The following is a 24,631-nucleotide window of genomic DNA, read 5'->3' as shown; positions in this document are numbered from 1 at the left end:
CATGCACGGCATGAAGATCTCATTTCTTATACACAACGCGTATGGGATAGGAGGGACAATCACCACCACGTTCAACCTGGCCCGCGCGCTGGCCGACCGGCACGATGTGGAGATCATCTCCGCTCTCCGGCACCGGGAGCGGCCGAACCTCAACCTCGACCCCCGCGTCCGGCTGCGGCCCCTGGTGGATCTGAGGCACGAGAAGGACGATCCGCGCCATCTGGCACCGGCCAAAGTCTTCCCCTCGGCCGAGTACCGCTACCGGCAGTACAGCGCGCTGACCGACGAGCGCATCGGCGGGGCGCTGGCGACGCTCGACGCCGACGTCGTCGTGGGCACCCGGCCCGGCCTCAACGTCCACCTCGCCCTCCAGGCCCCCGCCGACACGGTGCGCGTCGGCCAGGAGCACCTCACCCTGAACAACCACCCGCCGCGCCTGCGCAACGCGCTGCGCCGGGTCTATCCGCGCCTGGACGCGATCACCCCCGTCACGGAGGCCGACGCCGCCTCCTACCGGCGCAAGATGCGGCTGCCGGGCGTGCGGGTGCAGGCGCTCCCCAACAGCGTCCCGGCCCCCACCCTCCCGCCGGCCGACGGCGCCGAGCGCGTCGTGATCGCCGCCGGACGGCTGGTGCCGGTGAAACGCTTCGACCTGCTGATCGAGGCCTTCGCCGCGGTCGCCGCCGAGCGGCCCGACTGGCAGCTGCGCATCTACGGCAAGGGCGAGGAACACGAGCGGCTGCGCGCGCTCATCGACCGGCTCGGCCTGTACAACAACGTCTTCCTGATGGGCGCCGCGATCCCGATGGAGGCCGAGTGGGTCAAGGCCTCCATCGGCGCCGCGACCTCGAACTTCGAGCCGTTCGGCATGACCATCGTCGAGGCGATGCGCTGCGGACTGCCTGTCGTCAGCACCGACTGCGAGTACGGCCCCGGCGAGATCATCGCCCCCGGCGAGGACGGCCGGCTGGTCCCCGTCGGCGACCGGGACGCCCTGGCCGGCGCCCTGCTGGACCTCGTACGCGACGACGAACTGCGCCGCCGGATGGGCCGCAGCGCGCTGGAGAACTCCCGGCGCTTCGCCCCCGCCCCCGTGGTGGCCCAGGCCGAGCGGCTCTTCGAGGAACTGCTGGCGGCCCGAAGAGACGGCCGGCCGGCCGCACACGCCACCGACCACGCCCTGGTGAGCGGCGGACACGCCGCCAAGGACACCGCGCTCGTCGCGGCCAGCAGCGTCCTGAGGACCGTACGGAAGGCACGAGGATGAGCGTCGACGACAACGCACACGCACCGGTGGGACACGCACCGGTGGTCAAGCCCCGCGCGGACGCGACCGTGGAGGAGGACGGGCGTTTCGTCCTGCGCGTACGACTGCCCCTGCCCGACTCCGCGCGCCCCCGGCTGCTGCTCCAACTGCGCCCGAAGAAGGGGCAGTCGGAGGAGACCGGCCGCGTCGTCGCGCTGGAGTCCGCCGGACCGGACGAGTGGCGGGCCGTCCTGGAGACGGCGCCCGCCCTCGCCGAGGGCCGCTGGGACGCGTATGTCCTGGGGGCGCCGGGCGAGGAGCGCACCCCGCTGCTGCCCGGCCTGCGCGACCTGCGCACGCTGGTGTCGGGCGGCGGCGACGGCCGGTCGGCGCCCCTGGCGGTCCGGATCCCCTACGCGACGAAGGACGGCCGGCTCGCCGTACGTACCTGGCTGCGGGCCTCGCACGCGGAGGCCGGCCGGATCGTCTTCTCGGGCCGCTCGATGACCGTACGCGCGCGGCTGTTCGGCCCCCGGCTGGGCGAGGGCGCGGCGGCGCTCCTGTACCGGCGGGGGCGGGAGACCGCCGTACAGACGCCGCTGCGGGCCGAGGGGGACCAGGCATTCACCTTCACCGTCGACTACCCGGACCTCCTCGCGGAGCCCGGCCCGAACGGGGCGGGGGCGGCGGCGATCTGGGACGTGTACGTCCGGCCGGCCGCGGGTGCGCCCCGGATCCGGGTGGCCCGGCTGCTGGACGACGTCGCCGACCGCAAGGCGGTCTTCGTCTACCCGGCCGCCACCCTCGGCGGGGTGACGGCGCGTCCGTACTACACGGTCGACAACGACCTGTCCGTGGAGGTCGCCCCTACGGCCACCCGCTGAACTCCGGTGCGCCGCAAGGGAGTCGACACCCGGTCAGTGCCCCGTCAGCCCGCTGCCCGCAGCACCGACGACACCAGGGCCTTCGCCTCTTCCTGCACCTCGCCCAGGTGCTCCGGGCCCCGGAAGCTCTCCGCGTACACCTTGTACACGTCCTCGGTGCCCGACGGCCGCGCCGCGAACCAGGCGCTGTCGGTGCACACCTTCAGCCCGCCGATCGCCGCGCCGTTGCCGGGCGCCTCGGTGAGGACCTTGGTGATCGGCTCGCCCGCCAGGGAGCCGGCGGTGACCTGGTCGGCGGAGAGCTTCGCGAGGACGGCCTTCTCCTGCCGGGTCGCGGGGGCGTCCACGCGGGCGTACGCCGGATCGCCGAACCGGTCGGTGAGCGCGGCGTAGTGCTGGGACGGGGTGGAGCCGGTGACGGCGGTGATCTCGGAGGCCAGCAGGGCGAGCAGGATGCCGTCCTTGTCGGTGGTCCACACCCGTCCGTCACGGCGCAGGAAGGACGCCCCGGCGCTCTCCTCGCCGCCGAAGCCCAGACCGCCGTCGTACAGACCGTCCACGAACCACTTGAATCCCACCGGTACTTCCACGAGCGTGCGCCCGAGGTCGGCGGCGACCCGGTCGATCATCGAGGAGGACACCAGCGTCTTGCCGATCCCGGTACCGGCCGGCCAGCCGTCGCGGTGCGCGTAGAGGTACTGGATGGCCACGGCCAGATAGTGGTTGGGGTTCATCAGACCGCCGTCCGGCGTGACGATGCCGTGCCGGTCGGCGTCGGCGTCGTTGCCGGTCGCGATGGTGTACGTGTCGCGCTGCGCGATCAGCGACGCCATCGCGTACGGCGACGAGCAGTCCATCCGGATCTTGCCGTCCCAGTCCAGCGTCATGAACCGCCAGGTCGGGTCGGCGAGCGGGTTCACGACCGTCAGGTCCAGCCGGTGCCGCTCCGCGATCCGGCCCCAGTAGCCGACCGACGCCCCGCCGAGGGGGTCCGCGCCGATCCGGATCCCGGCGTCACGGACCGCGTCCAGATTCAGGACGGACGGCAGGTCGTCCACGTACCGGCCCAGGAAGTCGTGCCGACCCGTGGTGTCGGCGGCCAGCGCCCGCGCGTACGGCACCCGGCGGACCTCCTTGGAGCCCGCCTCGATCAGCGCGTTGGCGCGGTCCTGGATCCAGGAGGTGGCGTCCGAACCGGCCGGGCCGCCGTTGGGCGGGTTGTACTTGAAGCCCCCGTCGGCCGGCGGGTTGTGCGACGGCGTGACCACGATGCCGTCGGCGAGACCGGTGGTGCGGCCCTCGTTGTGGGTGAGGATCGCGTGCGAGACGGCCGGGGTGGGGGTGTAGCCGTCGTCCGCGTCGATCAGGACGGTGGCGCCGTTGGCGGCCAGCACCTCCAGCGCGGTCACCCGGGCCGGCTCGGACAGGGCGTGCGTGTCGGCGCCCAGGAACACCGGCCCGTCGGTGCCCTGTCGGGTCCGGTAGTCGCAGATGGCCTGCGTGGTGGCGGCGATGTGGTCCTCGTTGAACGCCGCCACGAGCGCGGAGCCTCGGTGCCCCGACGTACCGAAGGTGACGCGCTGGGCGGGCTCGGCGGGATCCGGGCGCAGCGCGTAATAGGCCGTCACCAGCCGTGCCACGTCGACCAGATCTCCGGGCTGCGCGGGCTGCCCCGCCCTGTCGTGCACCATCGGCGGACTCCAATCGTGTCGGGCGGGCGACGCCGGTTCGAAGACGGGCCCTACGTAACCCTATGAGGTGGGGCCGCGCCAGTGGGCGCCGAAGTGCCCTCCGCCGTGCCCGCCCGTGGCCAGTGCTCCAACAGGACATGGAGCGCTTCGACGGTCCGCTCCCAGGACGCCCGGACGTCGCGTTCGGCCGCGAATCCGCCGTTGGCCTCCAGCGTGCAGAAACCGTGGAAGGTGCTGCGCAGCAGCCGTACGGCGTCGGTCAGGTCCGGCTCGGTGAGGCCGTACGCCCGGAGCATCCCGTACGTCATCTCGATGGTGCGCAGATACGACGGGGGAGCGGACGTGATCGCCGGGTCGATCCGGGCCTGCGTGGCGGCGTACAGACCGGGGCGCTCCAGCGCGAACGTCCGGTACGCGTCGGCGAACGCGACGAGCGCGTCGCGGCCGGCCCGGCCCGCCACCGCTGCGGCGACCCGCCCGGCGAACTCGTCCACCGCCAGCAGGGCGATCCGGGTCCGCAGGTCCGCCGCGTTCCTGAGGTGGGCGTAGAGGCTCGCGTCCTTCACACCGAAGTGCCGGGCGAGCGCGGCCACCGTCACGTTCTCGAAACCCACCTCGTCCGCCAGGACGCCCGCCGCCTCGGTCAGCCCGTCGACCGTCAGTCGTACGCGCGCCATGGGCGCCACCTCCTGTGCTCGGTCTGTGCTCGGCCCCGTGCGACGCGGCTCCGCCCGAGCATACCTGGGGACTAGGGAAAATAATTATTTGCCTAATAGGATTAGGCGCTGTTAGCTTCGAAAGCATGAAAGCAGTGACCGAGCAAGAGATCCGCGCGTCGTTCGTCAATTGTTCCAAGGGAGAGGCGGCGCGGCTTCCGCTGCCGCGCGACCTCGCGGAGCGCCCCTGGGAAGACCTCGACTTCCTGGGCTGGCTCGACCTCTCGGCGCCCGACCGCGGCTATCTCGTCACCGAAAGGGACGGCGCGCTCATCGGCGTGACGCTGCGCTATCCGTCGCGCCGCGGCGGCTTTCTGCGCCGCAGCATGTGTTCCCTCTGTCTGACCACGCACCCGGGCAGCGGTGTGTCGCTGATGACCGCGCGCAAACGCGGCAAGGCGGGCCGGGAGGGGAACTCGGTCGGTCTGTACATGTGCACCGACCTCGCCTGTTCCCTCTACGTACGCGGGAAGAAGACCGCGGCGCCCGGCGGGCGCATGGAGGAGAGCCTGACCGTGGAGCAGCAGATCGAGCGCACGCGGACGAACCTCTTCGGCTTCCTCGACCAGCTCGCGCCCTGAGGAAGCGGCGCGCTCCTCCGTACGGTCGAACGCCCGGGCCCCGGGAGGCGGGCCGCCCTACGATTGCCGGGAAAGCAGCTCTCTTCCTACGGAGAAGGCGCGCCGCATGACGAAACTCGGCCTCCCGGACAGTATCCAGGCCTGTCTCTTCGACCTCGACGGTGTCATCACCAGGACGGCCGTCGTGCACGCGGCGGCGTGGAAGGAGACGTTCGACGAATTCCTGCGGGAGCGCGACGGGGCGGGATTCCGTCCGTTCGACGCCGTCGCGGACTACAACCAATTCGTCGACGGACTTCCCCGCGCCGACGGCGTCCGGGCCTTTCTCGCCTCGCGCGGCATCAAACTGCCCGAAGGCAAGCCGGACGACCCGCCCGACAGTGACACCGTCCAGGGCCTCGGCAACCGCAAGAACGAGCGGCTGCTGAAGAGGATCAAGGCCGGCGGAGTCGAGGCGTACGACGGATCGCTGCGCTACATCCGGGCCGTCCGGGCGGGCGGCCTGCGCACCGCCGTGGTCTCCTCCAGCACCAACTGCCGCGACATCCTGAAGGCGATCGACGCCGAATCCCTCTTCGACACCCGCGTCGACGGCGTCGTGGCGGCGGAGCGCGGACTGCCCGGCAAGCCCGACCCCGCCCCCTTCCTCGCGGCGGCCCAGGACCTGGGCGTCGAGGCGTCGGCCGCCGCCGTGTTCGAGGACGCGCTGGCCGGCATGGAGGCGGGCCGCGCGGGGCACTTCGGCTACGTCGTCGGCGTCGACCGGGTGGGTCAGGCCGACGCGCTGCGGGCCCACGGCGCGGACACCGTCGTCACCGATCTGGCGGACCTCGCCGACCCCGCCGCACCCGCCGACCAGGAGCCGCAGGCATGATCACCGACTCGATGTACGCCGTGGAGCCCTGGTCCCTGCGCGAGACGGAACTCAGCCTCGACGTGCTGCCGCAGAGCGAATCGGTCTTCGCGCTCTCCAACGGCCATGTCGGCTGGCGCGGCAACCTCGACGAGGGCGAGCCGCACGGCCTGCCCGGCTCGTACCTCAACGGCGTCCACGAACTGCACCCGCTGCCGTACGCCGAGGCCGGCTACGGCTACCCCGAGTCCGGCCAGACCGTCATCAACGTCACCAACGGCAAGATCATCCGGCTGCTGGTCGACGACGAGCCGTTCGACGTGCGCTACGGGCAGCTGCGCTCCCACGAGCGCGTGCTCGACCTGCGCAGCGGTCTGCTGCACCGCACGTGCGAGTGGACCTCACCGGCCGGCAGCACCGTTCGGGTGCGCTCCACCCGGCTCGTCTCCTTCACCCAGCGCGCCGTCGCCGCCGTCTCCTACGAGGTCGAGGCGGTGGACACCAAGGTGCGCATCGTGATCCAGTCGGAGCTGGTGGCCAACGAGCAACTGCCCGACGCCGCGGCCGACCCGCGCGCCTCCGCCGCGCTGGAGGCGTCCCTCCAGGCCGAGGAGACGTTCGCGTCCGGGCTCAGACTGCGGCTGGTGCACTCCACCCGCCGCAGCTGTCTGCGCGTCGGCGCCGCCGCGGACCACGCCGTGTCCGGACCCGAGCCGACCACGACGGAGTGCGAGTCCGACGACGACATCGCGCGGCTGACCGTCACCTCCGTCCTGTCGCCGGGCGAGACCCTGCGCCTCGACAAGCTCGTGGCGTACGGCTGGTCGAGCACCCGGTCGCTGCCCGCCGTCGGCGATCAGGTCGACGCCGCCCTGGCCGGCGCGGCGAGCGTCGGGTGGCAGGGGCTCGCCGATGAACAGCGCGCCTACCTCGACGACTTCTGGAAGTGCGCCGACGTGGAGGTGCACGGCGACGAGAAGATCCAGCAGGCCGTACGCTTCGCCCTCTTCCATGTCCTTCAGGCCGGCGCCCGCGCCGAGCAACGGGGCATCGCCGCCAAGGGGTTGACCGGCTCCGGCTACGACGGGCACGCCTTCTGGGACACCGAGGCGTTCGTCCTGCCGCTGCTCACCTACACCTCGCCCGACGCGGTGTCCCAGGCACTTCGCTGGCGCCAGAGCACCCTGCCCGCCGCTCGGGAGCGCGCGCAGCAACTCGGGCTGCGCGGGGCGGCGTTCCCCTGGCGGACCATCGAGGGGTCGGAGTGCTCCGCCTACTGGCCGGCCGGGGCGGCGGCCTTCCATGTGAACGCCGACATCGCCGACGCCGCCGTGGGCTATCTGTACGCGACCCAGGACGCGGAGTTCGAGCGGGACTGCGCCGTCGAACTGCTGGTGGAGACAGCCCGGTTGTGGAGATCCCTCGGACATCACGACCACCACGGCGCGTTCCACATCGACGGTGTCACCGGCCCGGACGAGTACAGCGCGGTGGTGGACGACAACACGTACACGAACCTGATGGCGCGGACGAATCTGCTCGCGGCGGCCGACATCGTGGAGCGCCACGCCGACCGGGCGGCCGAACTCGGCGTGGACGACGAGGAGAGCGCGGCGTGGCGGGACGCCGCCGACGCCATGAACATCCCCTACAACGACGAGCTGCGCGTGCACGAGCAGGACGCCGGATTCACCGGCCACCAGCAGTGGGACTTCGAGAACACCCGGCCCGACCAGTACCCGCTCCTGCTCCACTTCCCGTACTTCGACATCTACCGCAAGCAGGTCATCAAACAGGCGGACCTGGTCCTGGCCATGGTCAAGTGCGGCTCGTACTTCGACGCCGACCACAAGGCGCGCAACTTCGCCTACTACGAGCCCCTCACCGTCCGTGACTCCTCACTGTCGGCCTGCTGTCAGGCGGTCATGGCGGTGGAGACGGGGCACATGCGTCTCGCCTACGACTATCTGACCGAGGCCGCGCAGATCGATCTGGAGGATCTGGAACACAACACGCGTGACGGCCTGCACATCGCCTCGCTCGCGGGCACCTGGATGGTGCTGGTGGGCGGCTTCGGCGGGATGCGGCACTACGGGGACATCCTGGACTTCGCGCCCCGGCTGCCCGAGGAGATCAGCCGGCTCGCCTTCACGATGCAGTTCCGGGGCCGTCACCTGCGCGTCGAGATCACCCCGACGAACGCGACGTACACCCTGCCCACCGGTGAGCCGCTGCAGATCCGCCACTACGGCGAACTCTTCACCGTCCACGGCGGCGACACCGAGGCACGGTCCATCCCGGCCGTCGTCGCCCCGCCCGCGCCGAACTACCCGCCGGGCCGCCGCCCCAACGCGGCCGGGCACCGCGACGAGCGCTCCCTCCCGGGGCGGCTCAGCCCGTGAAGTCGGGCGCGTAGACCCACTTCGTGGTCTCCGCGATCATCGTCACGTCGGTGGACAGCACCCCGGTGATCGACCTGATCGACGCCACGAGGTCGATCAGGTGCGCGTCGTCCCGCGCCATCACCTCCACGATGAGGTCGTACGCGCCCATGCCCGTCACCACGTAGTACGCCTCGTCCAGTTTCGACACGTTCTCGGCGACGCTCCGCGTCCGTGAGTCGCACCGGATGCCCACGATCGCCGAGCGGTGTAGACCGTGCGTCCCCGGGTGGGTCATGGTCCCCACGGCGACGATCCGCTCCTGGATCAGCCGGTTGAGCCGCTGCCGCGTCGCCGCGTGCGACAGGCCCACCGTCCGTGCCAGTTCCGCGACCGGTGTCCGCCCGTCCGCCTGGAGGATGCGGACCAGCGTCCGGTCCGTCTCGTCCAGGTCCGCGGGCCGCAGGCCGCTGAATTGTCCGTGTCGCACCGTGCTCCTCGGGTCCTGAAGGCCGTCGGGTCCGCCGGACCCGCCACTTTCGTCAGGAGATTACTCGACGGGACTCATTGACACCATATTGATCGTGAGCCTAGCTTCTTGCCATCACTTTGACGGTAGAGGTGTTTCATGGCAACGAAAATACATGCTCTCCATGCGTCCACACTGATCGACGGAACGGGTGCCGACCCGATCGACAACGCCGTTCTCGTGGTCACCGACGGCGTCATCACCGCCGTCGGCACCGAGACCGGCGTACAGGTGCCGGGCACCGCGGAACACGTCGATCTCCACGACGCGACCCTGATTCCGGGCCTCATCGACTGCCACACCCACCTCGGCGGCACACAGAGTTCCGACTTCACCCAGTGGGTCATCGAGGACGACCTCCAGCAGGCCGTCGAATCGACCGTCCAGATGCGCGAGTTGATGGTCCACGGCGTCACCACCATCCGGGACATCTCCCGCAACGGGCTGCGCCTCAAGCGCGCGGTCAACGCCGGGCGGCTGCCCGGCCCCCGGATCGTGGCCTGCGGCCCCGGCATCTCCCGTACCGGCGGCCACGGCGACGCGCACAACCTGCACTGCGACCTGGTCCAGCGCAGCCACCCCTGGGCCCTGCTCGCCGACGGCCCCGAGGAGATCCGCAAGACCGTCCGGCTGCTGAACCGCATGGGCTCCGACGCCGTGAAGATCTGGGCCACCGGCGGCGGTATGTGGGACAAGGAACTGGAGACCGACCAGCACTTCGACCTCGACGAACTTCGCGCGGTCGTCCGGGAGGCGCGTATGGTCGGCGCCCCGGTCCTCGCGCACGCCGAGTCCCTCGCCGCGACCAAGGACTGTCTGCGGGCCGGGGTCGCCACACTGGAACACGGCGAGGAGTTGGACGAGGAGTGCATCGAGATGATGCGCGAGCAGGGCGTCGTCCACGTACCGACGCTTCAGCTGTTCCTCGGCCCGTGGTTCGACCACTACCCGCCGCCACCGCGCGAGGGTCTGGAGAACTACCGGGGCGAGACGATGGTCGAGAAGGAGAAGAACCGCGTGGCCGACAACTTCAACGCCTCCCGCACCGCGGGCGTGCGGATCGCCGTGGGCAGCGACAGCTTCTCCAGCGAGACCGTCCCCTTCGGCGTGTCCACCCTCACCGAGGTCAGGACCATGATCGAGACGGGCATGCCGCCCATGGACGCCCTGGTCGCCGCCACCCTCAACGGCGCACGCGCGCTGCGGGTCGACGGCGTCACGGGCTCGCTGACCGTCGGCAAGAGCGCGGACGTCCTCGCGCTCGGGCTCAACCCGCTCGACACCCCGAAGGCGTACGGCAAGGAGCACATCGTCCGCGTCCAGCGCGGCACCCAGGTCTGGGTCGACCGGGCGGACGACGGAGCAGAGCGGCCGGACGGGGGAGACCGTCATGGCGAAGTCGTCTGACATCCGGGGCGCGGGTACCGGTGCGGGCGTGGGCACAGGGCCGGGCGCCGATTCGCGGCCGGTCCGTCTCGCCAACGCCGGGCTGACCACCAAGGACCTGGTCTTCTTCGTCGTCGCGGCTGCCGCGCCCCTCACGGTCATGGCCGGCGTGGTGCCGCTCGCGATCCGTACCGGCGGCGAATCGGCCGCGTACGGCTACATCGTCCCCGGCGCGATCCTGCTGCTCTTCGCCGCCGGGTTCACCGCGATGAGCCCGATGATCAAGAACGCCGGCGCCTTCTACTCCTACATAGCCCGCGGTCTCGGCCGCCCCCTCGGCATCGGCTCCGCGCTGGTCGCGCTCGTCGCGTACAACGCGATGGCCGTCTGTCTGCTCGCCGGCTTCGCGTACTACACGGCGAACACCTTCTCCTCGCTCTTCGGTCTGGACGTCCCCTGGCAGCTGATCGCGGTCGTCGGCACGGCCGCGGTCGCGTTCCTCGGCTACTCCAAGGTCACCCTAGGCGCCCGCGTACTGGGCATCGCGCTCGGGCTCGAACTTCTCGTGCTCGTCGTCTACGAGGTGTTCGTGCTGGTCAAGGGCGGCGCGAGCGGCCCGACCGTGAGCGTCTTCGCGCCCAGCCTGATCACCCACGACGGCTTCGGCGCGCTGCTGGTCCTGACCGCGGGCGGGTTCATCGGCTTCGAGGCGACGGCGCTGTACGCGGAGGAGGTCCGCGACCCGGCCCGTACGATCCCGCGCGCCACCTACATCGCCATCGGCTTCCTCGCCGTCTTCTACACCTTCTCCGTGTGGTGCGTGTTCGTCGCGTACGGCTCCGACGGCGCGCTCGCCTTCGCGGGCGGCGACGACGTGGCGAACATGACGTTCGCCTCGATCACCCACTACGTCGGTGCCTGGGCCGCCGACTTCGGCCAGATCCTGCTCTGTACGAGCGCCTTCGCCGCCGCGCTCGCCTTCCACAACGCCGCGTCCCGCTACTTCTTCGCGCTCGGCCGGCAGCGCGTCCTGCCGGGCGCGTTCGGCAGGATCCACCGGCGGTCCGGCGCGCCGGTCGGCGGCACGGTCGCCCAGACCGTCCTCAACGCCGTGGTCCTCGGCCTGGCGATGATCCTGGGCGCGGACCCGTACCTGGTGGTCTTCCTCTGGTCGGCCGCGCCCGGGGTGCTCGGCATCCTCGCGCTCGAAGCGCTCACCGCGCTCGCGGTGGTCTTCTTCTTCGCGAAGAACCTCCGGGGCCACTCGCCCTGGCGCGTCCTGATAGCACCCGCCGTGGCCGCTGTCGGTCTGGTGGTGCTCGTGTGGCTCTCGATATCGCAGCTCGACCTCCTCACGGCCGCCGGTTCCGCCGTCAACTGGGCTCTGCTGCTGCCGCTTCCGGCGCTGTTCCTGGTGGGAGTGGTGATGGCCCTGCGAATCCGCCGCCGCCCGACAGACGTCCCGTCAGCGCCTCGTCATCGCAGGGTGTGCGCCAGCGCGTTGATCACCTCGGACGCCAGCACCGCCTGGCCGGACGCGGAGAAGTGGATACGGTCGGCGCTCAGCAGATCCGGCCGCGCGTTGACCGGGTGGTCCCACATGTCGATCACCACGACGTCGAACTCCACGGCCAGGCCGAGGGTGATGGCGTTGATCGCCCGCACCCGCTCGGGGAAGTCAGGGAACGCCGGTACGTGGAAGGCCCTGCCGAGCGTGAACGTCGTCAGCCGCGCCCCCGTCCCGGCCGCCCGCTCGAACACGCGCCGTGCCGTACGCTCGACGGCGTCGAAATCCGGCCGCTGCCGGAACAAGTCGTTGGCGCCGCAGGAGATATGGAGCAGATCCGGGCCGAACGCGACGATCTCGTCCAACTGCCGGCGCAGTGTGTCGGCGGCGGTCGCTCCGATGGTGCCGGTGTTGAGATAGACCAGTCGTGGACACACCTCACGCAGGGCGCCGGCGACGCGGTCGCCCCACGGCAGGTGCGCGTAACCGGGGCTCGGGCCGCCGGTTCCGGCGGCCAGACTGTCACCGGCCACCGCGAACCGTCGCCAGGGCGAGCCGGCGAGGAGCTGTGCGGCGCGCGCCGGGGGGAGGCAGAAGGGATCGGTCTCCTCGGTGAGGGTCTTCGCTGTGGTAGTCGTCATGGCGTAAAAATACGATCGATCGTGCGGATACTGCAAGAGATCTCCGTCCCGGAGTGTCGGCGTGTCGGTGGGCCGGAGTTCGGGCGGGCCGACGTCCCGATGGGTCGAACTCCTGCTATTGGTACGGACCTTGACGTGGTTCGTCGGTGTCCCTACGGTGGCCAATCAGCCCCACCGTTCACATGCTCGTCCTTCGTTCGCATATGAGACCCCACCACTTCCCGCAGGAAGGCTCTTGCGATGCGTACTCCCAGGCTTCTCCCCACCCTCCTCGCCGTCGCCACGGCGGCCGGCGCGCTGTCCATGACCGTCACCCCGGCCCACGCGGCCGTCATCAGGGTGACGACCGCCGCCGAACTGAAGTCGGCGCTCACCACCGTCCGCCCCGGCGACACGATCCAGCTCGCCGACGGCAACTACACCGGCAACTTCAAGGCGCTCGTCGCCGCCACCGCCAACTCCCGCATCACGCTGACCGGTTCGGAGAAGGCCGTCCTCAACGCCGGCGGTGGGTACGTGCTGCACCTCAACGGCGCCTCGTACTGGACCGTCAAGGGCATCACCCTCACCGGCGCGCAGAAGGGGATCATGGCCGACACCGCGGATGGCGTGGTCATCGATTCCGTCGTCGTGCACGACCTGGACATGGAAGGCATCCACTTCCGCAACACCAGCCGCGACGGAGTCGTCAAGAACTCGCGGATCTACGACACCGGCAACGACGGCCGGGGCATGGGCGAGGGCGTCTACGTCGGCTCCGCCGGCGGCACCTCCGACAAGAGCGACAACGCGCAGATCCTCAACAACACCATCGGGCCCGACGTCGGCGGCGAGGCCATCGACATCAAGGAAGGCACCACCGGCGCGAAGATCATCGGCAATACCTTCGACGGCCGGGGCCTGACCGGCGCCAACTTCGACGACTCCTGGGTCGACGTCAAGGGCAACAACACCCTCGTCGAGAACAACACCGGGAAGAACACCACCAACAACGGCTTCGAGACCCACACCCAGAAGTCGGGCTGGGGCTGCGGCACGGTCTTCCGCGGCAACAAGTCGGACCTGACCGGCGCCACCGGCGACAAGCAGCTCGCGATCAACGTCACGGCCGACACCGCCAGTTGCCGGACCACCGTCCACTCCAGCAACACCGTCACCGGCGGTCGCGGGCTGACGAACATCGCCATCACCCCCTGACCGCCCCCGGCCGCCGGACGGGACGCATGCGGCGTCCCGTCCGGCCGCCGAGCCGGTGTCGGCCGGCCCGGCGCGGCGCGCTCAGCCCGTGGCGGCGCCGAACCACTCGGGCAGCCGGCCGAGCAGATCCGACTGCTCGTCGCCGACCCACGCGACATGGCCGTCCGGCCGCAGCAGCACCGCGGGCACGTCCAGTTCCTCGCTGACGTCGACGACATGGTCGACCCGGTCCGCCCAGCCCGTCACCGAGAGCCGGCCGGTCTGGTCGAGCAGCAGCCCGCGGCCGGTGCGCGTCAGCTCGTACAGACGCCCCCGCTTCAGCGTCACGTCCCGCAACCGGCGGCCCAGCAGTTCATGCCCCTCCCCGAAGTCGTAGCGGATCCCGACCGCGATGATCTTCTCGGTCAGATACCGGTTCACCTCGTCGAAGTCCATCAGCTCCGACACCAGCCGCCGCACGGCCCGCGGACCCGGCTCGGTCGACATCAGCTCCATCTGCGCCCGGGTGTTGTCCAGTACGTCGGCGGCCACCGGGTGCCGTTCGGTGCCGTAGCTGTCCAGCAGCCCCTCCGGAGCCCAGCCGTTGACCTCGGCGGCCAGCTTCCAGCCGAGGTTGAACGCGTCCTGGATGCCGAGATTGAGACCCTGCCCGCCCACCGGAGGATGGATGTGCGCCGCGTCGCCGGCCAGCAGTACCCGGCCGCTGCGATAGCGCTCGGCCTGCCGGGTCGCATCGCCGAAGCGCGACAGCCAGCGCGGTGAGTGCACACCGAAGTCGGTACCGGCGGTCGCCCGCAGCTGCTGCTTGAACTCCTCGAACGCCGGCGGCACCGAACGGTCCTCGGCCACTCCGGCCGCGGGCACGCCGACGCGGTACGCCCCGTCCTCCAGGGGCATGGCTCCGAACCGCAGCTGGGTCTTGCGGACCTCGGTCATCACGGCGGTCAGCGTCTCCTGCGACGCGGTCATCCTCATCTCGCCCAGCAGCGTGTCGACCCTGCTGGGCTCACCGGGAAAGCCGATGCCGAGCAGCTTGCGCACCGTGCTGCGGCCACCGTCGCAACCGACGAGGTGGCCCGCCCGCAGCCGCGTGCCGTCCGCCAGCTCGACGAGCACACCGTCGTCGTCCTGGCTGAGCCCGACCAGTTCCCGGCCGCGCCGGATCTCGACGCCCAGCTCGACGGCGTGCTCGTTGAGCAGCCGCTCGGTGACCGGCTGCGGGATGCCGAGGACGTACGGATGCGCGGTGCCCAGCCGTTCCGGCGCCGGCTTGCGGATGCCGGCGAAGAAGCCGCCGAGCGGATACCGCTGCCCGAGCGCGAGGAACCGGTCCAGCAGCCCGCGCTGGTCCATCACCTCGACGCTGCGCGCGTGCAGCCCCAGCGCGCGGACCACCCGGGTCGGCTCCGGCTCCTTCTCCAGCACGACCACGCTCACGCCGTGCAGCCGCAGCTCGGCGGCAAGCATCAAGCCGGTCGGTCCGCCGCCGGCCACGATCACGTCAAACACAGAGACCCCCCAATATCGACAGTGGCCGCCAGAAGCGCACAGGAGTGGTGAAACTCCGATTTCGGTATGTTCTGGCGCCTCGGCCGACAATTCTGCGGCACGACGGGGGTCTTGCCGCAAGGCCCCCGGTGCGCTATATGTTGAGAGTGGCCAGGAGCGCGTGCGCTCTTTGCCTTCTCTGTTTCCCCACGCCCTAGCCGCTCGGCGCCCCGCCCGATGGCTTCTCGCAGAGGTCGTCCAGGACGAATGCCCCGGCTCGTCTCTGGAGCATCCGTTCCGCCTCCAGCTGGCCGAGCAGATCGTCGAGCGCCGCCGCGTCCTGCGGCTTCTCCAGGAACTCCAGGACGGCCCGCTGGAAGGCGCCCCGCAGCGTCGACGGCATCGCGTCGGACGCGTCGAAACAGATCTGGTCCGCTCCGTTGAACATCCGCAGCACCGCCGCCGAGGGCCCCGTCGCGGCGGACGTACCCGTCGCGCCCGTTATTCCCGCCGCGCCGGACGGGAAGTTCGGCCGCTCCGCCGGGGCCGCCGCCGCGACCCAGTCCGCCTGCGCCCGCGGCGAGGTGAGTTCGAGCAGCAGCTCCCACGCCGCGTCGCTCGGCTTGAAGACCGCCGCCATGTCGCCCGAGACCTCGAACACGTTCTGGTCCGCCGGCAGCCCCGCGACGAAGCCGGAGGTCGGCGCGGGCGTCACGTCGAGCCCGTAGTGGCGGCGGATGAACGACCCCTGGTGCTCACGGGTGCAGTCCTTCCCGTTCAGCAGCCCGTACCTGTTCGAGCCCAGACTCTCGAAGTCCGTGGTGAGCGAGTCCAGGGCGTTCGACCTGTCGTCGGTGGCCAGCACGGCGGCCCATTCCTGCCAGGCCTGTTTCACCGGCCCCTCGTCCCACGGCTGCTTTCCGGTGGCCCATCTCTCGTACGTCTCGTAGCCGTGCCGTTGCAGCAGCAGATCCTCGATCCAGTCCGTGCCCGGCCACCCCGACGTCGCGCCCGACGCCATGCCCAGACACCACACCGCCTCCTCGTCGTCGGCGTCCTCCTCGCCCGCCTTGCTCCAGACGATGGACTTGAGGTCCACCCGCACGGGCACCCAGTAGGCGCGCACAGCCACGTCCCCGTCGATGTCGGGGACCGCTATACGCGGCGCCCACGGCCCGATGGCCTCGGCCTCCACCTCCGGCGGCAGCGGCTGCGCGTCCCCGTCCAGCGCGTACTCCGCCAGTTCGCCGGTGCCGTTGAGGATCGCCACGTCGGGCGGGGCGTCCGTGCGCAGTTGCGCGACCAGCGTCTCGCGCAGCGAGCGCGTGCCCTCGTACGCGTAGTGCCGGCCCGTCCGCTCACCGATCTTCGCGAGCGTCGCCTCGAACGGCTTCTCCTCGCCGTCCGTCCACGGACCGAGCACCACCAGCGTCGGCTTCTCCTGCGCCGCGCACCCGGCCGACACCACGGCCGCCCCCGTGAGCAGGACGCCGGCCAGCGCGGTGCGCAGCAGAGCGTACGGAGCCCTCACGACGTCCTCCAGAGGATCTGCAGATGTCTGCGGCCGTAGTGGAACAGGGTGAAACCGGACGCCACCGCGCCCGCCGCGCCGACCGCCAGGGCGATCTCGGCGGCCAGCGCCCAACTGCCCGGGTGCGTACCGCGCAGCTTCACGGCCAGTTGTCCGTCCAGATCCTCGATCAGCGGATCGGCCTTCACCGACGCACCCACCGCAGCCAACTCGACGCCCGCCTGCCGTACTTCCCGCTGCGCGCGGTGCTGGCCGACGGCGCCGAGCACCAGCACCCCGAGGACCAGCAGCACCGGCAGCGCGTACAGCGCGAGCACCACGCTGACCACATGCAACTGCGAGTGGATGAACTCCAGCGTGCCGGCCACGACGAACACGAAGACCAGCGCGGCCAGCAGGGCGGCCGACGCCGTCACGGCGGACAGCGCGCTCCAGCCCGACAGCTCCGCCGCGTCCTCGTTCAGCTCCCTTTCGAGGGCCGCGATGCGGTCGAGCACGGCCATGGGCTTGTCGGGGCTGCCGACGTCGTTCAGCAGACTCGTCGCGTAGTCCAGCCCCGCCGTGCGCAGCGCCTTGCTCTCGTGATGGCTGCCGGCCCAGCCGATCCAGTCGTCGTACGCCACCACCAGCCCCGACACCACCCGGACCTCCTGCTCCTGGGCGGTGCGCAGCGCCTCGGTCTGCGCCGCGTTGTTGAGGCTCTGCGCCGCCTCGGTCAGCAGGGCCGGGTATCTCTCGCCGAGCCCGACGAGATCGGTCTGGAGCAGCGGATCCCTGCCGTGGTCGCCCAGCCGCCGCGTTGCCTCGTCGTGCGCGAGGGCCAACGACGTCCTGGCGTGGGCCAGTTCGACCATCGCGGGGGCGTAGCGCTCGCGCAACTGGCCCGTGCGGTCGTGCAGGTCCAGATACGCCGTCCCGGCGAGCGTCAGGACCGTCAGGGCGAGCGCAGGCAGCAGCAGCATGCGGCTGAACAGGAAGGGCGCGGTGTGCCGGCGCTTGTTCGTGTGAGGTCGCAGACCGCGCGACCGGCCCCACAACGGCCCCGCGACCGAATGCCGTACGGCGTGCCCGGCCGAGCGCGCCGCCGTCCGGGGGGACCGGAGCGAGGCCGCTACGGTGAACCGGCGGCGGCCCATCACCGCTCACCCGTGGCGGCGTCGGTCGCCGGCGGGTCCGTCGCCCGGCCGCGCAGCCGCCCGGGCCGCCACCCGCGCAACCGGCCCTGGCGCTGCTCGCCCCTGCTGTGGCCGAACGCGTACGGACGGGTGCGGTAGGCGTTGTCCAGCAGGGCCCGCTCCAGGGTCGTGTGCTCGCGGGACGGGGTGCGCGGCACCTGCTCGGAGAGCCGTTCGTAGCAGGCCCCCAACTGCTTGCGCAGCTCGTGTTCGGTGGTGGGGACCGCGATCTCCCGGTTCAGCGAGTCGCGGAGCGCGCGCAGCGGATCCGGTACCGGGGGAGTGGTGACCAGCCGCAGCAGCAGCTCCAACAGGTCCGTACGCAGCCGGTCCTGGGCATGGCGGTCCGTCAGACCCTCGTCCCTGGCCAGCAGGTGCAGCGTCTCGCACGCCCGGCCCGCGGCGGCCACGGTCGGCGGTTCACCGTCGGCGGGCGGGTCCGCGTGGATCCGCACCATGGCCGTACGGGCGGCGGTGCGGTGCCGGGAGTCGGCGGGCACGGCTTCGAGCCGGTCGAGGGCGAGTTGGGTGTCGCCGTCGGCGAGATGGATACGGGCCAGCCCGAAGGCGGCGCTGCCGAGAGCCCGGTTGCGCTTCCACACCGCGCTGTAGAAGACCGTCGCCTCCTGCGGGTGGCCGAGGACCTCGTGGCAGTAGCCGAGGGCGAGCTTGGGCGCGTACTCGCCGGGGATCGCCGCGTAGACCTGGTCGAAGGACTCGTGGGCCGACTCCACGTCGTCTCCCGCGAGATGGAGCAGGCCCTGGTGCCAGCGCAGCCGCCAGTCGTACTCGGCCAGGGTGCCGACGGCGACCTCGGCCCGCTCCAGCTCGGCGGTGGCCGACGCCAGATGCCTTGCCGCGTCGGCCGGCTGGTAGCGGCCGACCTCCAGGTGGAGGCGGCAGCGCAGGAGCGCCAGTTCGGGAGAGGGCTGCCAGCCGGCGCTGAGCTGGAGCAGACCGGCCGGATCGTCGTACGACGTGCGCTGCGTCTTCTTCCAGTTCGGGTCCTGCTTGCTCACTTTGGGTACGGGCAGGCCCACGGCCACCTCGGCCGGTTCGGGCGGCCCTATCGTCAGGGGGCGTTTGTCGCTGCCGCCGTGCCGCCACTGGCCGAGCGGCGGAGCCTTGCCGAGTTCCCCGTCGAGCGCGGCGGGCGCGACGGAGAACAGCGGTGACGGCTCGAACGTCTCCTCGTCGCGCCGCAGCGAGCGCAACTCGCGTAGAACACCACGGAGTTGAACGGCCATCTCGCGCGCGTCGGCGAACCGGTCCCCGGGCTTCCGGGCCTGGGCCCGGTGCAGTACGCGCTGGAGCGAGGTCGTACCCAGGTCGACGGGAGGTGCGGGGACCCGGTTGAGCAGTTCCTGGAGGACGGCCCCGACCGCGTACAGGTCCGCCGCGACCGTCACCTTGGTGGACGTGCCGATCTCGGGGGCCGGGAAGGTGACGGGCCCGGCGTGGCCGATTCTGCGGACGCCCGCGACGTCGATGAGCTTGATGCCGTTGCCGCAGTGGAGGACGTTGGTGAGGGACAGATCGCCGTAGACGAAGCCCTCGTCCTCGTGGAGATAGCGCAGCGCGTCCAGGATCGCCAGTCCGTACGCGGCGATGAACTCATGGACGCGATAGCCGTCGAACGGCGCCGCGTTCCGCTCGATCTGTTCGGCGACCCACTTCAGCGGAGCCCCGTTCGCGAACTCCATGACGATGAACCCGGCCTTGTTCGCGGGGTGTTCGGGCTGCTCCGGGCGGCCGGGATGCGGGGCGTAGTTGTACACCTTGATGATCGAAGGGTGGTTGAGGCCGATCAGCCGGAGCAGCTCGCCCCGGGAGATCCGCCGGTCGGTCTGGTCGGCGGGATCCCGTACCCCCTTCAGGGCCACCTCACGGTCCTCCAGCATCTGGTCACAGGCCAGATACACCTTGCCGTGGCTCCCCTCGCCGAGCAGTCCGACGACCTCGTACTGCTGGTGCAGCACCTGGCCGGCGGTGAGACCGGAATCCGGCTCCGCCGGTGTCTGCGGCTCGGGCTCGGACTCCACGAACGCGCGGGGATTCTTGACGGTGATGCGCGGCAGCGCGGTGAGATCGTCTCCGGGTGGGACCACGTTGTACTCGCCCGGTGAGTTCGGCCGGTCCAGACCCTGTACGGCGCTGCCGACCCGCCGGACCGCCTCCTCGACGTCGATGTCGAGCAGGAACAGGTGGTGCGCGAGGGCGCCGCTCTTCCGGGGGACCTCGCCATCCTGGTGCAACTCGGCCAGCCGCGCGGCCAGTTGGCGGTGGCGCGGCTGAGGCACGTCGGTGCCGTCCTGGCCGACGGAGTGCGCGTGCAGCCTGCGGAAGCGCTTCTCCAGGTCGGCGAGCACGGTCAGTCGTGCTGCTATGGCCGTTGTGCGGCGCTCGGCCCACGCGTCGTCGAGCAGCGTGTCCACGACGCTGTCGAGCAAGGGCGACCCGAGGTCGCGGAAGACGAGGAGCAAGCGGGTGAGTTTGCTCGCCCGTAGGGCCCTGAGCAGCGGTAACACGGCCTCGCCGGTCGGGGACGCCTGATCGACCGACAGGAAGGCGGCGGAGATCGGCGGACTGTCCCCGGCGATCAGTGCCAGCATGCGGTCATGGTCCTCCGGCCGCCCGTGCTCGTTCGCCCCTTCGCGCTCCTCGGGTCCGGTCGGTCCACCGGGTCCGGTCGGTCCGGTGGGTCTGGAGGGGCCCACCAGACCGATGCGCTCGGCGGTGAACGCGATCAGTTCATCGGCGGTCAGACCCTTCGCGTCCACGGCCAGGTCGATCGATCCGACGGGCGGCTCCGAGGCGTCGCCCGCGCCCGCCCGCCGCGGATTGCGTTCGCGGTCGGCGAGGTTGAGCGTGGTGTGGATCGCCGAGATGTCGTCGTGCCGGCCGTCGCGGACGAAGATCAGCTCCACCGGCTCCGTGGCCACGCGCCCGCCGGTCACCGAGCCCGTCCCGGACACCGGATTCGACACCTGGGCGGTGGCGGTGGCGGTGGTGCCCGTCACCGGAGCCGCGTCGACGAGCCAGTTGGTCACCTTGCGGCGGAGCCCGAGAGCGCGGTTCGACGCACTCGCGGGGGGATCGCGCGGGATGGTGCGCGACAGGGCGCTGCGCCCCGTCCACTTCAACTCGTCCCGCTGCTCCGCCCACAGGGACCGCAGAACGGACAGATGCCCCACGATCGTGTCGGTCGGGATCATATAGGTGTGGCTGATCCGGTCCCGGACGTTCTCGAACTGGTAGGCCATGATGCCGATGACAGCCCCCGAGCGGGTGTGGACCACACCGCTGCCGCTGAAGCCGCGACGTGGCGCGAACGACCCGACGTCCCGGTCGAGTTGCACCCATTCGGGATCACGGCCGGGCCCGCCCCAGCCTCTGAGCCGGGCATTGACGTCCTCCCCGCCGGGCAACGCGGCCGTGTAACCGACGGAGTGCACCAACTCGTCGCGCGCAGGGATCTGCAGATGGGGCACGGCGGGCTCCACCGGTGGCACGGAGGCCAGGCGCAGAAGGGCGATGTCGCCGCTGAAGTGCGAGGTCAGCGGCTTCAGATGGTCGGCGAGCACCTCGGCGCGCAGCCGCACGGGCGGGGTCGCGCGGACGCCGGGGAACTCCGCGTACAACGCCCCGACGGGCCGCGGCGGCTCGTCTCCCCGGCCGGCACCCGCTCCCGGTGAACGGTCCGTCCTGCTCGCGGTCTTGGCCAGCACCACATGGGCGCAGGTGAGCACCAGCCCACCGGGCAGCAGCACGCCCGCGCCGAGCGGTGGCCCGGCGCCGTCCTCTCCCTTGACCAGCCGGACCCGCCAAGGGGCGTCCTGGGACGCGGAGTTGGAAGTGCCATCGGGCTCCCTCATACTGCTCAACAATAGCCACGGGGTGTGACAATGGACCCCCGCTGCGTAACGAGAGGGTCGTAAATGGGCGCGGGTGGCGGACGTGGCGGACGTGGTGGACCCGGTACGGAGACCGCCGGCCTCGCCGAGGTGATCGGCCGGATCCGGGAGGAGCTGGAGGAAGCCCAGCACGACGGCCGGGAGAGCAGGATCCAGTTCCGGGTGGAGCGGGTGAACGTCGAATTCACCGTGCAGGTACGGCGCGAGGGCACCGGCAAGGGGAGTCTGAACATCGGCGTCGTCACGGCCGAGGCGGGCGGGACGGCGGCCCGCGAGAACATGCACCGCATCGAGATCGAGCTGATGCCGCACGACAGGGACCAGCCCCCGCAGGAGCAGGGCTTCAGCATCGGCGGTGAGGAGTGACGAGGCGGAGTCAGGGGGAGTGACGAGCGCCGGACGGGCGTGGAGCCCGTCCGGCGCTTCAGGACCGGGTCCCCGACCGGCGGGGGACCCGGCTCCGGATCAGTCAGTACGCGGCCCGGATCAGCCGACCGCGTCGGAGCCGGCCATCAGGACCGGCGTCGGAAGGATCACTTCCCGTTCGATCCGTCCGGTCTCCCGGCCGCCCACCGACCAGGTGCCGAGGGAGAGTTCGGCCGTGATGCCGGGACCGAAGCCCGCGATCACCCCTCGCGCGCCGTGCTCCGCGCCGCCGTCCTCGAAGAAGCGGTCGAGCGCGTCGAAGATGACGGCGCTGGCGATGTTGCCCCGCTCGGTGAGGGTCGCCCTGCTGTAGCGGAACATCTCCGCCGGTACGTCGAGGTAGTGGCAGAGGTCGTCCAGGATCCTGGGCCCCCCGGCGTGCACGATGTAGAAGTCCAGCCCGGAGACGTCCCAGTCGTGCGGCTCGGCCATCTCCCGCATGGCGGGCGCGAGTACGGACATGGTGCCGGGCACCCGCTTGTCGAGCATGAAGTGGAACCCGGTGTCCCGGACCGCGTACGAGATCCAGTCCTCCGTGTCGGGCACCAGATGGGAGGCGTTGCGCTCCAGCTGTACGCCGGTGCCTCCCTGACCGCGTACCACCGCGGCGGCGACGGCGTCACCGAAGAGGCCGTTGGAGAGCAGATTGCCCACCGCGAGGTCCGTCGGCTGGTAGCACAGCGAGCAGAACTCGCACGCCACGATCAACACGTTGGCCTGCGGGTACGCCGAGCAGAAGTCATGTGCCCGGTTGATGGCCGCACCGCCGGCGGCGCAGCCCAACTGGGCGATCGGCAGCTGCCGGGTCTCCGGCCTGAAGCCCATGGTGTTGATCAGCCAGGCCGTCATCGACGGCATCATGAAGCCGGTGCACGACACGTAGACGATCATGTCGATGTCCCGCGGCGTCAGTTCGGCGTGGGCCAGGGCCCGCTCGACGACCTCGGGCACCCGCGCCTTCGCCTCCGCCTCGTAGGCGTCGTTACGGGCGGTGAAGCCGGGATGGCGAAGGGTCTCCTCGATGGGCCTCACCAGACGTCGGGTGAGGACACCGGTGTTGCTGATCAGCCGCACCGCGAGTTCGAGCTGCGGGTGATCGGGGTGGAGCGTCCGTGCCAGCTCCACGGTCTGTTCCATGGTGATGACGTGATCGGGGACGGCGATGGCGGGCCTGCACAGAGTTGCCATGATCAGCTCCTTACCAGGTCACCGGCAGGGCGAGCGGGTATCGCCAGATCGAGACGGTGTTCCACCGCACCTCCTCCGCCGGTACGGCCAGACGAAGGTCGGGGAAGCGGGTGAGCAGTGTGCCGATGGAGACCTGGAGCACCATGCGCGCCAGGTGGGCGCCCAGACAGTGGTGGCTGCCCCACCCGAAGGTCATGTGCGGGGCGGGGTCCTCGCGGTGGAAGTTGAGCTCGTCCGCCCGGTCGTAGGCGAGTTCGTCACGGTTGGCGGTCAGGTACGACACGTGCACCGTGTCGCCCGCCTTGATGACGACACCGTCGAAGTCGACGTCCTCCAGCGCCACCCGCGGGATGCCGACGCCCTGGCGGAACGGGATGTGGCGCAGCAGCTCCTCAAGGGCGTTCGGGAGCAGTTCGGGCCGGGCACGCAGCTCGGCGGCCCGCTCGGGCCGGGTCAGCAATGTGTAGACGATGTTGCTGATGTTGTACGTGGTGGTGTCGTGGCCGGTGATCACCAGGAGCATGGCCAGCACGGCGAGTTCGTCCGCGTCCAGCATCTCGTCGCCGATACGCGCGGTCGCGAGGCCGCTGATCAGATCCTCACCGGGCGCGCGCCGCCGCTCCGCCGTCAGCTCGGAGAAGTAGGCCCGTAGCCACGCCTTCGCCTCGACCGCCGAATTCCGGTCGGCCGCGTTCATGGACATCATGTCCATCGCCCGCTGCCGCAGTTGGGGACGGTCCGCCTCCGGCACGTCCAGCAGCTCGCAGATCGTCATCAGCGGCAGCCGGTCGGCGAGATGGTCGGCGATGTCCGCCGGCGCGCCGCTCTTGGCCATGGTGTCCAGCAGCTCGTCCACCGCCCGCTGGGTCCACGGGCGCAGCGCCTCCACCTGCGGGGTGGTGAAGGCCTTGTTGATCAGCTTGCGCACCCTGTTGAGCGCGGGCGGGTCCATGAGGTTGATCGACTCGGACTGCGCGATGGGCGCCGGGGTGATCCGGGGGAAGTCCTGTCCGATCAGGGCGGCTCTGCTGAAACGGCGGTCCGAGGTGACGGTCTTCACGTCCTCGTACCGGGTCACCAGCCAGCACTCGCCCTCGCCGTACGGCATACGCACCCGGGCGACGGGGGCCTCGATCCGCATCCGGGTCATGAAGGGGTCGGGTTCCAGGGCCTCGTCATGGCGGAAGGGGCAGGTCTGTACGGAGTCCACGCCGGTCATCACAGCACTCCCACGGGCAAGGATGGTCACTCATGGTGACGTTGGCAACTCAGGGTTAATTCCGCGCGGGGAGTGCCG

General features: G+C 70.9%; 18 protein-coding genes and 1 pseudogene. 9 read left to right on the top strand and 10 right to left on the bottom strand.

Annotated elements, in window-relative coordinates:
• Positions 1–10 precede the first annotated feature (10 nt).
• Both BHU15_RS13040 and BHU15_RS13035 read left to right on the top strand, forming a co-directional pair.
• Positions 11–1,267 carry a glycosyltransferase family 4 protein gene (locus BHU15_RS13040; protein ID WP_069627347.1) on the top strand — a complete coding sequence of 419 codons (1,257 nt, stop codon included), beginning with the start codon at positions 11–13 and terminating at the stop codon, positions 1,265–1,267.
• Complete coding sequence (locus BHU15_RS13035) at positions 1,264–2,130, top strand: hypothetical protein (protein ID WP_069627331.1); 867 nt, start codon at positions 1,264–1,266, stop codon at positions 2,128–2,130. Before BHU15_RS13040 ends, BHU15_RS13035 begins: the two co-directional genes overlap by 4 nt.
• Positions 2,131–2,174: 44 nt before the next feature.
• Here BHU15_RS13035 and pgm read toward each other — a convergent pair whose 3' ends face one another.
• Both pgm and BHU15_RS13025 read right to left on the bottom strand, forming a co-directional pair.
• Positions 2,175–3,821, bottom strand: coding sequence for a phosphoglucomutase (alpha-D-glucose-1,6-bisphosphate-dependent) (pgm, locus tag BHU15_RS13030; RefSeq protein ID WP_069627330.1), 1,647 nt, complete (start codon positions 3,819–3,821; stop codon positions 2,175–2,177).
• Between the two features lie 50 nt (positions 3,822–3,871).
• Positions 3,872–4,498, bottom strand: a complete 627-nt coding sequence (locus tag BHU15_RS13025; protein ID WP_069627329.1) for a TetR/AcrR family transcriptional regulator — start codon at positions 4,496–4,498, stop codon at positions 3,872–3,874.
• A 125-nt stretch (positions 4,499–4,623) separates the two neighbouring features.
• On the opposite strand from BHU15_RS13025, the gene BHU15_RS13020 reads away from it, so the two are divergent.
• From BHU15_RS13020 to BHU15_RS13010, 3 genes are all read left to right on the top strand, one after another.
• Complete coding sequence (locus BHU15_RS13020; RefSeq protein WP_069627328.1) at positions 4,624–5,118, top strand: FBP domain-containing protein; 495 nt, start codon at positions 4,624–4,626, stop codon at positions 5,116–5,118.
• A gap of 106 nt (positions 5,119–5,224) precedes the next feature.
• On the top strand, positions 5,225–5,992 hold the full coding sequence (locus BHU15_RS13015) for a beta-phosphoglucomutase family hydrolase (protein WP_069627327.1): 768 nt from the start codon (positions 5,225–5,227) through the stop codon (positions 5,990–5,992).
• A complete protein-coding gene (locus BHU15_RS13010; RefSeq protein WP_069627326.1) occupies positions 5,989–8,373 on the top strand; it encodes a glycoside hydrolase family 65 protein in 2,385 nt (794 codons plus the stop codon). Before BHU15_RS13015 ends, BHU15_RS13010 begins: the two co-directional genes overlap by 4 nt.
• Here the strand turns inward: BHU15_RS13010 and BHU15_RS13005 are convergent.
• Entirely contained in the window at positions 8,363–8,842 is a 480-nt protein-coding gene (locus tag BHU15_RS13005; protein ID WP_079128108.1) for an Lrp/AsnC family transcriptional regulator, read from the bottom strand. The two genes, BHU15_RS13010 and BHU15_RS13005, sit on opposite strands and share 11 nt — an antisense overlap.
• Positions 8,843–8,980: 138 nt before the next feature.
• Between BHU15_RS13005 and BHU15_RS13000 the strand changes: the two genes are divergently transcribed.
• Both BHU15_RS13000 and BHU15_RS41290 read left to right on the top strand, forming a co-directional pair.
• The gene (locus tag BHU15_RS13000; protein WP_079128107.1) at positions 8,981–10,288 is read left to right on the top strand and encodes a metal-dependent hydrolase family protein; all 1,308 of its coding nucleotides are present in this window, start codon (positions 8,981–8,983) and stop codon (positions 10,286–10,288) included.
• A pseudogene (locus BHU15_RS41290) lies at positions 10,272–11,642 on the top strand (APC family permease); the annotation flags it as partial. The gene BHU15_RS13000 and the pseudogene BHU15_RS41290, both read left to right, overlap by 17 nt.
• 101 nt (positions 11,643–11,743) lie before the next feature.
• On the opposite strand, the gene BHU15_RS38210 reads toward BHU15_RS41290, so the two are convergent.
• On the bottom strand, positions 11,744–12,415 hold the full coding sequence (locus BHU15_RS38210; protein WP_079128110.1) for an SGNH/GDSL hydrolase family protein: 672 nt from the start codon (positions 12,413–12,415) through the stop codon (positions 11,744–11,746).
• A gap of 240 nt (positions 12,416–12,655) precedes the next feature.
• Between BHU15_RS38210 and BHU15_RS12990 the strand changes: the two genes are divergently transcribed.
• Positions 12,656–13,612: a right-handed parallel beta-helix repeat-containing protein gene (locus BHU15_RS12990; protein ID WP_069627323.1), complete on the top strand. Its 957-nt coding sequence runs from the start codon at positions 12,656–12,658 to the stop codon at positions 13,610–13,612.
• Positions 13,613–13,693: 81 nt separating this feature from the next.
• On the opposite strand, the gene rox is transcribed toward BHU15_RS12990, so the two are convergent.
• From rox to BHU15_RS12970, 4 genes are all read right to left on the bottom strand, one after another.
• On the bottom strand, positions 13,694–15,121 hold the full coding sequence (gene rox / locus BHU15_RS12985; RefSeq protein ID WP_069627322.1) for a rifampin monooxygenase: 1,428 nt from the start codon (positions 15,119–15,121) through the stop codon (positions 13,694–13,696).
• 193 nt (positions 15,122–15,314) lie between these two features.
• Positions 15,315–16,631 (bottom strand): hypothetical protein, encoded by a 1,317-nt coding sequence (locus BHU15_RS12980; RefSeq protein ID WP_247748892.1) that lies wholly within the window; start codon positions 16,629–16,631, stop codon positions 15,315–15,317.
• Positions 16,628–17,593: a GlnX family signal transduction membrane protein gene (locus BHU15_RS12975; protein ID WP_135072379.1), complete on the bottom strand. Its 966-nt coding sequence runs from the start codon at positions 17,591–17,593 to the stop codon at positions 16,628–16,630. Before BHU15_RS12975 ends, BHU15_RS12980 begins: the two co-directional genes overlap by 4 nt.
• 173 nt (positions 17,594–17,766) lie before the next feature.
• Positions 17,767–21,681 (bottom strand): tetratricopeptide repeat protein, encoded by a 3,915-nt coding sequence (locus BHU15_RS12970; protein WP_069627321.1) that lies wholly within the window; start codon positions 21,679–21,681, stop codon positions 17,767–17,769.
• Between the two features lie 63 nt (positions 21,682–21,744).
• Here BHU15_RS12970 and BHU15_RS12965 point away from each other — a divergent pair, with 63 nt between their 5' ends.
• Complete coding sequence (locus tag BHU15_RS12965) at positions 21,745–22,086, top strand: trypco2 family protein (RefSeq protein ID WP_069627320.1); 342 nt, start codon at positions 21,745–21,747, stop codon at positions 22,084–22,086.
• A gap of 120 nt (positions 22,087–22,206) precedes the next feature.
• Here BHU15_RS12965 and BHU15_RS12960 read toward each other — a convergent pair whose 3' ends face one another.
• Both BHU15_RS12960 and BHU15_RS12955 read right to left on the bottom strand, forming a co-directional pair.
• Positions 22,207–23,334, bottom strand: coding sequence for a type III polyketide synthase (locus BHU15_RS12960; RefSeq protein ID WP_069627319.1), 1,128 nt, complete (start codon positions 23,332–23,334; stop codon positions 22,207–22,209).
• 10 nt (positions 23,335–23,344) lie between these two features.
• Positions 23,345–24,553: a cytochrome P450 gene (locus BHU15_RS12955; RefSeq protein ID WP_069627318.1), complete on the bottom strand. Its 1,209-nt coding sequence runs from the start codon at positions 24,551–24,553 to the stop codon at positions 23,345–23,347.
• Between the last annotated feature and the right edge of the window lie 78 nt (positions 24,554–24,631).

Source organism: Streptomyces niveus (assembly GCF_001723055.1).
GTDB lineage: Bacteria > Actinomycetota > Actinomycetes > Streptomycetales > Streptomycetaceae > Streptomyces > Streptomyces niveus.
This window is presented reverse-complemented; position numbering and strand designations above follow the sequence as displayed.